8 protein-coding genes are annotated in these 8640 nt (G+C 32.6%); 1 reads left to right on the top strand and 7 read right to left on the bottom strand.

Going from position 1 to position 8640, the window contains the following annotated elements:
• Window positions 1–182 precede the first annotated feature (182 nt).
• The 7 genes from nadE to Q0138_RS06565 form a co-directional block, all read right to left on the bottom strand.
• The gene (nadE, locus tag Q0138_RS06595) at window positions 183–917 is read right to left on the bottom strand and encodes an NAD(+) synthase (protein ID WP_297982327.1); all 735 of its coding nucleotides are present in this window, start codon (window positions 915–917) and stop codon (window positions 183–185) included.
• 148 nt (window positions 918–1065) lie between these two features.
• Window positions 1066–1524 (bottom strand): DUF2115 family protein, encoded by a 459-nt coding sequence (locus tag Q0138_RS06590; protein WP_297982324.1) that lies wholly within the window; start codon window positions 1522–1524, stop codon window positions 1066–1068.
• Between the two features lie 250 nt (window positions 1525–1774).
• Window positions 1775–3268 carry a 2-oxoacid:acceptor oxidoreductase family protein gene (locus Q0138_RS06585; RefSeq protein WP_297982322.1) on the bottom strand — a complete coding sequence of 498 codons (1494 nt, stop codon included), beginning with the start codon at window positions 3266–3268 and terminating at the stop codon, window positions 1775–1777.
• A gap of 11 nt (window positions 3269–3279) precedes the next feature.
• Window positions 3280–4446 (bottom strand): 3-methyl-2-oxobutanoate dehydrogenase subunit VorB, encoded by a 1167-nt coding sequence (locus tag Q0138_RS06580; RefSeq protein ID WP_297982318.1) that lies wholly within the window; start codon window positions 4444–4446, stop codon window positions 3280–3282.
• Complete coding sequence (locus Q0138_RS06575; protein ID WP_297982315.1) at window positions 4447–4695, bottom strand: ferredoxin family protein; 249 nt, start codon at window positions 4693–4695, stop codon at window positions 4447–4449.
• Window positions 4696–4887: 192 nt separating this feature from the next.
• Window positions 4888–6555 carry an AMP-binding protein gene (locus tag Q0138_RS06570; protein ID WP_297982312.1) on the bottom strand — a complete coding sequence of 556 codons (1668 nt, stop codon included), beginning with the start codon at window positions 6553–6555 and terminating at the stop codon, window positions 4888–4890.
• Between the two features lie 205 nt (window positions 6556–6760).
• Complete coding sequence (locus tag Q0138_RS06565; protein WP_297982310.1) at window positions 6761–7312, bottom strand: cupin domain-containing protein; 552 nt, start codon at window positions 7310–7312, stop codon at window positions 6761–6763.
• Window positions 7313–8020: 708 nt separating this feature from the next.
• On the opposite strand from Q0138_RS06565, the gene Q0138_RS06560 reads away from it, so the two are divergent.
• Window positions 8021–8389 carry a hypothetical protein gene (locus Q0138_RS06560; RefSeq protein WP_297982307.1) on the top strand — a complete coding sequence of 123 codons (369 nt, stop codon included), beginning with the start codon at window positions 8021–8023 and terminating at the stop codon, window positions 8387–8389.
• The last annotated feature ends 251 nt before the right edge of the window (window positions 8390–8640 follow it).

The following is an 8640-nucleotide window of genomic DNA, read 5'->3' as shown; positions in this document are numbered from 1 at the left end:
ACTTAAAATTAAAAATTAAAAAAAATAGTAAAAATAAATAATAAAACTTAAAATTAAAAATTAAAAAAAATAGTAAAAATAAATAATAAAACTTAAAATTAAAAATTAAAAAAAATAGTAAAAATAAATAATAAAACTTAAAATTAAAAATTAAAAAAAATAGTAAAAATAAATAATAAAACTTAAAATTTGAAACTAGGCATAGGTTCCAACTTAAATTTATTAAGATCATGCAAGTAATCTATTCTTTCTTTTATCAAATTGTCCTTAATTTTACCTGTTCGTATATACTCATCTAACACATCATAAGTAAAACCAAGTTTCTCTTCATCAGATTGATTAGAGAGTCCATCAATAGGTACCTTGTCCACCAACTCATTAGGTAAATTAAGGCTTCGTCCAATTTCCTTAACTTCAGTTACGGTCAGGTTTGAAAGTGGACTGAAGTCACCTGCTCCATCACCATATCTTGTTGCATAACCTACCCAATCTTCAGAAAGATTGCATGTATTTGCCACTCTTCCATTATGGCTTTGACTTACAGCATATAATGTGGACATGCGTATTCTTGCAGGAAGATTGATTCTTGTCTGTTCACTTATTTCAATACTGTTTTCATTCATTTGATTAAGAATCCCATTAACAGAGTCCTTGACATTTATTATATAATGAGGAATATCCAAATGTTTTACAAGTAGTTTGGCACAATCAATGTCTGACTGAACATCATTAGGCATTAAAACACCTATAACACGACTCTTACCTAAAGCCTCTACACATAATGCTGCAACTACAGAACTGTCCTTACCGCCGGAAATGCCTACAACTGCATTGCAGTCAGGCCCATTTTCATTGAAAAAGTCTTGAATCCATTTCACACATTGATTCTTAACTTCTAATGCATTAAAATCATTTATTTTAGTGATGGTATCTCCCCAATATACTTTTAAATATATTTTTAATTTTTAATTTAATAAATATTTTTAAAATAATTTAAATAATAAAATAAGTTGAAAATATTAAAAAAAGGAATAAAAATCTTAAAAAAGAAATAAAAATAAAAATCTAAAAGAATCCGTATCCGGCATTTTTACAAATGCAATATCGGCATAAAGAACGTTTATCCTTTAAATAAAGAATCCTGTCCTTACATTTATATTCCCCATTTAACTCATAAACATGATAACTTGAAGGGTCTCCAACAGGATGCAATGGCTTTTTAGCAATCAAAGCCAAATACAAACAAAGATTTTTAGTAAATTCCCTATTTTCATCATCATAAGGGTCATTTACACTAAAGTAATAATCAACATCCTCTGATAAGTTTTTTATCACTTCCTCCCTGACTTCAAAATCATCTATGGCTGATTCAAATATCTCATCATAAACAGAGGAGTTATATATTGCCAAACGTTTTGAAATGCTGTCAGGATATCTGTCATCACTTGCCTTCTTTTTTAAATAATCAATAGGATAGTCCTTTAGATTTTCTTTAATTCGATTCAATAAATCCAATGAATTCATACAAATTACCTCAAAGCTTAAAAAAGAAAATATGAAATTAAAACAAGAATAAAAAATAATAATAAAACAATAATTAAACAAAATAAAAAAGAAAAAAACAAAAATAAAACAATAATAAAACAATAATAAAACAATAATTAAACAATAATTAAACAATAATTAAACAATAATTAAACAATAATTAAACAAAATAAAAAAGAAAAAAATAATAAAAAAAGAATATGAAATTTAAAAGGAAAATTAAGAGAAATTATTTATTTTCCCTTAACCATTTAGCTCCAGCTTCCAAAACCTCAAGATTGACGTCAATGAGTTTAGGTTTAGCTGCAAAGGTTTCCCTAATACCGTTTGCAAATGCTTCCTGGGATAAAATAGGACTTTCCTTACCAAGTTCCATTAAAGCTCCAAGAATGGCTGTATTCATTGCCTTTGCATTTCCAATCTCGGTTGCAATTTCCCTTGCAGGAATGGAAATGATTTCAACACCATCCTTTACATCAAGATTGTCCTTGCTATAGTCTCCTGCCCTTGAATCATATAAAATGGTTCCGCCTTCCTTAACATCAATGGAATACTTTTCAAGGGATGGCTTGTTCATTGCAATCAATACATCACATTCCTCAACAACAGGAGAACCGATTGTTTTTGCGGAAATGGTTACAGAACAGTTGGATGTTCCTCCCCTTTGTTCAGGTCCATAGCTAGGATACCATGAAACTTCCTTACCCTCAGAACATGCAGCCTGAGCCAAGGTAAGTCCTGTACTCAATACTCCCTGACCGCCAAAACCAACAATCTTGACCTTGCAGTCCTCAAAGTCCTCTTCCACATCAGCCAATTCCTTAGAACGGTCTACACCAAAGACATTGTCCAATGATTCAATTGAAAAGTCACTTACGTTTCTTTCAACAGGAGCCCTTTCCTTGGATAAGTCCCTAAATCTCTTTACAGGGAATTCCTTACCCATCTCATTTATGAGGAAGTCTTCAACTCCAGCAACATCCCTTCTGATATTGGTTGGACATGGAGATAAAACCTCTATAAAGGAGTATCCTTTTCCTTCCTTCTGAATCATCAAGGCCTTTTTAATGGCAATTTTTGCTTTTCTGATTAACTTAGGATTAGCAAGGGAGACCCTTTCAATAAATACGGGAGCCTTAAGATTGTCAACAAGTTCACACATGTGCAAAGGATAACCTGCATAGTGAGGATCCCTGCCGTTTTGGCATGTGACAGTCCTTTCACCAACAAGAGTTGTAGGTGCCATTTGACCACCGGTCATACCGTAAACTGTGTTGTTTACAAAGAAAACCGCGATTTTTTCCCCTCTGTTTGCAGCCTGCAGGGTCTCATTTAAACCTATGGATGCCAAGTCACCGTCACCTTGATAACTCATTACAATTGCATTGTCCTCAGCTCTTGAAATACCTGTAGCAACAGCAGGAGCCCTGCCGTGGGCGGTCTGAACATTGCCGCAGTTAAAGTAGTAGTAACCGAACACTGCACATCCTACAGGGGAAATCATGACTGACCTGTCCTGTATGTCAAGCTCATCCATAACCTCAGCAATCAATTTATGAAGGATACCATGACCGCAACCTGCACAGTAGTGGGTATTGTAAATGTCATTTCCCTTTCTTTCAAAACTGTCATTTAAGGAACGAGGTTTCTTTATTACCCTTTCTTCAATAGGATTAGCTTCCTTTTTCTCTGTATTTTCGCCACTTACCTTAATACTTGCCATCTTTTCACCTCCTAGTCAACCACTCTATGATTATAATAATTATCATTGTCTAATTCGTCTTTATATCCCTTATCCTTAAGATAGGATGCATCAAATTCCTTGTCTTCACTGTGAACCTTATGACGTTCGTCACTGCCAACCATTTCATAGATCTCATTAAGAATGTCCTTCAATTCAATAACGTTTCCACCCATTCTGTTTACCAAGTGGACATCATCAAATCCTGCAGCCATCTTAACATCCTCTCTCAATTGACCGTTACTCATTTCAACTGAAATGAATTGAACACCCTTTTCAGCCAATTCCCTAATTCTTTCCTCTGGGAATGGGAACAATGTTATTGGACGGAGAAGACCTAATTTAATTCCCTTCTCACGTGCAATGTCTACTGCAGTACGGGACAATCTGCTACTGGTACCATAGGATACGATAACATATTCAGCATCATCAAGCATGTATTCCTCAACGACAACCTCATTTCTGCGGATTTCATCATACTTTTCCTGTATCTTAAAGTTGAATTCCTCCAATTGATTGAAATCAAGGAAAATTGAGGTTACCAAATTGTTCATTGTTTCCTCACTACCTCTTACAGCCCAGGAATTATCTATTTCAGGTTCAACAGCTTCTGCAGGGAATCTTAAAGGTTCAGCCATCTGTCCAAGTACAGCATCAGCCAATACAACAACAGGGTTTCTGTATTTGTTTGACAATTCAAATGCCTTCATGGTCAAGTCACACATTTCCTGAACACTGTTAGGAGCCAAAACTATATTTCTGTAGTTACCGTGACCTCCTCCCTTGACGATTTGATTATAGTCCCCCTGTTCCGGACCGATATTACCAAGACCAGGGCCTGCTCTCATTACATCAACAATAACTGCAGGCAATTCTGCACCGGCCAAATAGGTAAATCCTTCCTGCATTAAACTGATTCCGGGACCGGATGATGCACTCATAACCCTATGGCCTGTGGAAGCACCTCCATAAATCATGTTGACTGAAGCCTCTTCACTTTCAGCCTGTACAAATTTTCTTCCAAGCATTGGGAAGTATTTGGATGCCTCATGAAGAATTTCACTGGCAGGAGTGATTGGATAACCGAAGAAACAATCACAACCGGCATATAATGCACCTATAATAACTGCAGTATTACCCTTAACAATTTGATGACTCATTTAAGCATCTCCTTTTTTTCTTCTTTTAGGAATATGGACTTCGATGGCCAATGGTTCAGGACAAGTGTAGTAACAGTCTCCGCAACCAATGCAATTTTCACCGGTATATTCCACATATTGATAACCGTTATCGTTAATGTTTTCGCTTAATTTAAGACATTCCTCTCTGCAAACACTTACACATCTTAAACAAGCCTTACAATTATTTTTACTAATAACGGGATAAGGTTTAACTTCACTTATACTCATAAACACACAATCCTTTTATAAATTTATAAAAATAAAAAGTAATTTTAATTGTTAATTGAAAAATGATTTAAAATTTCTTTAAATTAATTTTGCTCTCATATAATAGATAAAAATTAATAATAATTAGAAATAAGAATTAAAAATTCTTAAAAATTAATTTTACCCACATAAAATAAAGAAAAATTAAAGGGATTAATTCCCTTCATCCTTAGTTCTGATTAGCTTTCTTTGAATCTTACCACTGATTGTTTTAGGAAGCTCTTCCACAAATTCAATCATTCTAGGATATTTATAAGGAGCTGTTACCCTCTTAACATGATTTTGAATCTCCTTAGCCAATTCATCACTTGGCTCGTATCCCTTTGCAAGAACAATGGTTGCCTTAACAATTTGTCCTCTCAAATCATCAGGAACTCCTGTAATGGCACATTCCAATACTGAAGGATGGGAAATTACAGCATTTTCAACCTCATAAGGCCCAATACGGTAACCTGAAGACTTGATTATGTCATCATTTCTTCCAACAAAGGTAAAGTAACCGTCCTCATCAACATAGGCTGTGTCTCCACAATGGTAATATCCATCGTGCCATGCCTGTTTTGTTTTTGCCTCATTTCGGTAGTATTTCTTAAACAATCCTACAGGTCTGCCTTCACTTACATCGAAACAGATTTCGCCCTTGCTTCCAATATCAACCATATTGTCTTCAGGGTCTAAAAGATGAATTTTAAATGCAGGGGAAGGTTTTCCTACAGAACCTGGTTTGGACTCCATCCATATGAATGTTCCCAATGCCAATGTGGTTTCGGTTTGTCCAAAGCCTTCCTTGATTTCAAGACCTGTAAATTCCTTAAATCTCTTAAATACTTCGGCAGGCAATGGTTCACCTGCAGTTGTAGCATATTGAATCTTTGAAAAGTCAAACTTGGACAGGTCTTCCTTGATGAGGAACCTGTAAATTGTTGGAGGCGCACAGAATGTGTTTACCTCATTTTCAATGATCTTTTCAATAAGGTCAATTCCATGGAACCTTACATAATCGTAAACGAATACTGCAGAACCTGCAATCCATTGACCGTAATAGTTACCCCATACAGCCTTGCCCCAACCGGTATCTGCTGAAGTGTGATGAACACCGTCCTCAACAACATTATGCCAGTATTTTGCAGTAATCAGGTGACCGATGGCATAGGTATGGGCATGAGCAACCATTTTAGGGTTTCCGGTAGTTCCGGATGAGAAATAAATGAGGAAAGTTTCATCCTCGTGAGTTGCATCCTCACCGACAGGCCTTTCAAAGACATCACTCATCTGCTCAATTTCCTTATCAAAGTTGAACCATCCATCCCTTTCAATGTTTCCAACCAATGCCTTTTTCAAGTCAATGCCTAATTCCTTCTCACAAGACTCATAATCAGGAAGAAGATTATCCTCCTCGACAGATACAACCATCTTTACATCTGCCTTTTCCACCCTATAGACAATGTCATGAAGCTTTACCATATGAGTGGTTGGAATGGCTATTGCACCGATTTTATGAAGCGCAGTCATGCAAATCCAGAATTCATATCTGTTTTTAAGAGTAAGCAAAACAGCATCTCCCTTATTAATTCCTTGGGACTTGAAGAAGTTTGCTGCCTTATTGCTTAATTTTTTCATATCCAAAAATGTGAATACTCTTTTTTCATTGTCATCGCACCAAATCAAAGCCTTCTTTTCCGGATCTATTCTTGCATATTCATCAACTACATCAAATCCGAAATTAAAGTCCTTTGGCACTTTAAATTCAAAATTTTTATAAAAATCCTTATAATCCTTAAAATCAACTCTGTTAACAAAGTTTCCTATTAATGTTGACATTTTTTCCCTCTAATATCAAAATAAAATACTATCCCTAAATAAAAATAATCCTTGCTAAAACATTATGAAAATCCCTAAGATAATTATTTTAAAAATTTTCATTATTTTTCCACACATTCAAAACCATAATATTTTAGAACTCAAAAGAATACCAATATTTAAAAACACCGATATTCCTTAAATGGAATAACTCAATAAATACCTCTTACATTATCACAGCTAAAAACTTAGCCTTTTCATCATTTAAAGCAACCATTGCATGTTGGCAAGTTGCATCAAAGAAAATTGAATCTCCTTCATTTAAAATAATCTCATTGTCCCTAATAAAAATTTTTAAAGAACCTTCAAGCACATAATTAAATTCCTGACCCGCATGTGAATTCAAGGATGGGAGAGCATCTTCTTTAGGATCTACTGTTACAATAAACATTTCAGCCTTCTTATGAACGAAATGCTTGCATAAGTTTTCATACTTGTATTCTTTCTTACGGTCCACTACAAATCCCTTGCCATTTCTTGTAACGTCAAAGTAATTCATACGAGTTTCCTCACCAGTAAGAATCAAAGCTAAATCCACTTTGAAAATATGTGCAATTTGGTAAATGAAACTTGCAGGAATATCAATAATACCGTCTTCATAAGAAATATAAGTTTCTTCATCAATTTCAAGCTCTTTAGCAATTTCTTCTGTTGTAATATCGGACAATTCTCTTAAAGCTTTAATCCTTGTACCAATATCTTTGTTTACATCACTCATTTTATCACTTTGTACATTTTTAATATTTGAAAAAGATTTATAGCAGTCAAAAGGAATAATTATGAAAAATAATTAAAAATCCTGACCAAACCTATAAAAAATTAATCAATTATTAATTCTTTTCATATTTTATTGAATTAATTTCAATTAAATATATTAATAATATAAATTATTTATATAATTTCTAACAATAGAAACTATGTTTATTAAGTAATATAAATATTATGGTAAAAATAGGGAATTCAGAAAAAAACAATAAAATTTCATTAATGAAATTAAAAAATACATAATAATTTTTAGCTAAAAAATAATAAAAAAGAAATTTTTTATTCTTTTTCCAATTTTAAAAAATTTCAAACAATTTTATTCAATTTAAAGAAATAATGAACAAAAAAGAACATTGAAAATAGAAAAAACTAAGCCTAATATCAAAAAAATAATACAGAAAATACAAAAAACCAATCAGAATATCGAAAAAGAACATTCAAAAATACAAAAAAAACAAATCAAAATATTAAAAACTAATCAAAGATTATAAAATAAATCAAAAAATGATAAAAAAATTATAATAAAGTTTATAAGACATAAAACAATAATATTAAACAATAAAAATAAATTAAAAAATTAATAATCAAATTTTGATTAAATAAAATAATCATACTCATTAAGATAAATTATAGTATTTTAAAAACCATACGGAGGGTAAATATGGTAAATAAAGAAGACTGCGTTACCTTTAAACAAGAATACGGTAATGAAATATTAGTAGAACAAGAATATGTAGGAATTAGACCAAAAGACCAAGGATTCATGTCTTTTAACCTTAGAGTTCCTAAAGAAAAGATGGAAATCATTGAACAATTCTTTAAAGGATTTAAAATGTCTGAACCAATCTTGATCGATATTGCTTGTACCGGATACATTCACTGCTACTTCAAGGGAATTTCCCCTGTAATTGACAAACCTGAATACTCCTTTATTTCCGTAAGCGTTCAAGAGTTAAAACAAGAACTTGTTGACGAGGAACAGGAAATAGGAGTTGCAGCACACGAATGTATTGGATGTGGATTACACTAATCCACCTTATTTCTTTTTTTAAACACCAACAAAAAACCATAACAAATAACATAAAAACAAACCAATAAAAAAAACACCAACAAAAAACCAAAATAAATAACATAAAAACAAACCAATAAAAAAAACACCAACAAAAAACCATAAAAAATAACATAAAAACAAACCAATAAAAAAAACACCAACACAAAACCAAATTAAAAACTTTTTAAATAATAAAATTACTTTTTTTATAAAAAAACCATTTTAAATAA

This window comes from uncultured Methanobrevibacter sp. (assembly GCF_937906425.1).
Taxonomy (GTDB): domain Archaea; phylum Methanobacteriota; class Methanobacteria; order Methanobacteriales; family Methanobacteriaceae; genus Methanobrevibacter.
The sequence above is the reverse complement of the archived record's forward strand: the minus strand, read 5'-3'. Positions and strand labels throughout refer to the sequence as shown.

What these genes read in the sequence shown, in the direction of transcription:
- Q0138_RS06590 (WP_297982324.1), bottom strand. Translation starts at nt 1,524, where the DNA reads ATGAATTCATTGGATTTATTGAATCGAATTAAAGAAAATCTAAAGGAC.
- Q0138_RS06585 (WP_297982322.1), bottom strand. Translation starts at nt 3,268, where the DNA reads ATGGCAAGTATTAAGGTAAGTGGCGAAAATACAGAGAAAAAGGAAGCT.
- Q0138_RS06580 (WP_297982318.1), bottom strand. Translation starts at nt 4,446, where the DNA reads ATGAGTCATCAAATTGTTAAGGGTAATACTGCAGTTATTATAGGTGCA.
- Q0138_RS06575 (WP_297982315.1), bottom strand. Translation starts at nt 4,695, where the DNA reads ATGAGTATAAGTGAAGTTAAACCTTATCCCGTTATTAGTAAAAATAAT.
- Q0138_RS06570 (WP_297982312.1), bottom strand. Translation starts at nt 6,555, where the DNA reads ATGTCAACATTAATAGGAAACTTTGTTAACAGAGTTGATTTTAAGGAT.
- Q0138_RS06565 (WP_297982310.1), bottom strand. Translation starts at nt 7,312, where the DNA reads ATGAGTGATGTAAACAAAGATATTGGTACAAGGATTAAAGCTTTAAGA.
- Q0138_RS06560 (WP_297982307.1), top strand. Translation starts at nt 8,021, where the DNA reads ATGGTAAATAAAGAAGACTGCGTTACCTTTAAACAAGAATACGGTAAT.